The 1,431-nt window shown below is 68.5% G+C and carries 1 protein-coding gene; it reads right to left on the bottom strand.

Annotated elements, in window-relative coordinates:
• Positions 1–54 precede the first annotated feature (54 nt).
• Positions 55–1,293, bottom strand: coding sequence for an IS256 family transposase (locus tag AB0M03_RS39625; RefSeq protein WP_363501701.1), 1,239 nt, complete (start codon positions 1,291–1,293; stop codon positions 55–57).
• Positions 1,294–1,431: the final 138 nt, after the last annotated feature.

Below are 1,431 nucleotides of genomic sequence, written 5' to 3'. Positions count from 1 at the left end.
GGTCACGTCCGCCGGAGTGGTGTATCGACGGCCACTCGGTGATCCGGTTTCAGGCTAGGCGGTAAGGGCTGTCGTGATGGTCTCGTCGGGGGTTTCTCCCTCGATCGGGTGGAGGCGGCAGCGGCCGAGGATCTCGGATCCGATGTAGCGGCGCTGTTCGGCCCATTCGTCGCTCTGCTCGGCCAGGACCGCGCCGATCAGGCGGACGATGGCGGCGCGGTCGGGGAAGATCCCGACGACGTCGGTGCGGCGCCGGATCTCCTTGTTCAGGCGTTCCTGCGGGTTGTTCGACCAGATCGACTTCCAGACCGTTCGGGGGAAGGCGGCGAAGGCGAGCAGGTCCTCGCGGGCGCTCTCCAAGTGCTCTGCGGCTTTGGGGAATCGCTCGTCGAGGGTGGCGATGACGGTGGCCATCTGCTGGCGCACGGCCTTCGCGTCGGGCTGTTCGAAGACGGTCCGCAGCAGGGTGGCGACCCAGGGCTGGGCGGACTTCGGAACCTGCGAGAGCAGGCTCCTGGCGTAATGCGTTCGACAGCGTTGCCAGGACGCGCCGGGCAGGGTGGCGCCGATCGCGTTGACGAGACCGGCGTGGGCGTCGGAGACCACCAGCTTGACCCCGCTCAGGCCGCGGGCGACCAGGGATCGGAGGAAGGCGAGCCAGCCGGCGCCGTCCTCGCTGGAGGCGACGTCCAGGCCCAGCACCTCGCGCTGGCCCTCGTTGTTGACGCCGACCGCGACCAGGCAGTGGACGTTGACGACCCTCCCGCCCTCGCGGACCTTCTGGGTCAGGGCGTCGACCCAGACGAACGTGTAGGGGCCCTGGTCGAGCGGGCGGCCTCGGAACTCGGCCACCCGCTCGTCCAAATGCTTTGCCATGTCGCTCACTTGTGACTTCGACAGCTGGGTGACGCCCATGGTCTCGGCGAGCTTCTCCACCCGCCGCGTCGAGACGCCGAGCAGGTAGCAGGTCGCGACCACGCTGATCAGCGCCTGCTCGGCCCGGCGCCGGCGCTCCAGCAGCCAGCTGGGGAAGTACGAGCCCGAGCGGACACGCGGGATCGCCAGATCGATGGTGCCGACTCGGGTGTCCCAGTCCCGATGCCGGTAGCCGTTGCGGGAGTTGACGCGCTCCTCGCTCGGCCGTCCGTACTCGCCGCCGCAGGCGCGGTCGACGTCGGCGGACATCATCGCCTCGGCGAACGTCTTCACCATCGCCCGCAACAGATCGGGACTCGCCGAGGCGAGGTTCTCCTCCAGCAGGGCGGCGAAGGGCACACTGTCAGGTGCGGTCATCGTGCTGTTCTCCTTCAAGAGCTTGGTCGTTCTCGAAGGATCAGCCGGTGGCCGTCTTACGTTCTCAGGCGACACCCGCTACCGGGACGAAACCCCCGGAACGGGTGGAACCCGTACACCACTTCCCTGGACGCAACC

The organism is Kitasatospora sp. NPDC051914 (assembly GCF_040680995.1).
Classification (GTDB): domain Bacteria; phylum Actinomycetota; class Actinomycetes; order Streptomycetales; family Streptomycetaceae; genus Kitasatospora.
This window is presented reverse-complemented; position numbering and strand designations above follow the sequence as displayed.

Coding starts and splice junctions, on each gene's coding strand:
- AB0M03_RS39625 (WP_363501701.1), bottom strand. CDS start 1,293: ATGACCGCACCTGACAGTGTGCCCTTCGCCGCCCTGCTGGAGGAGAAC.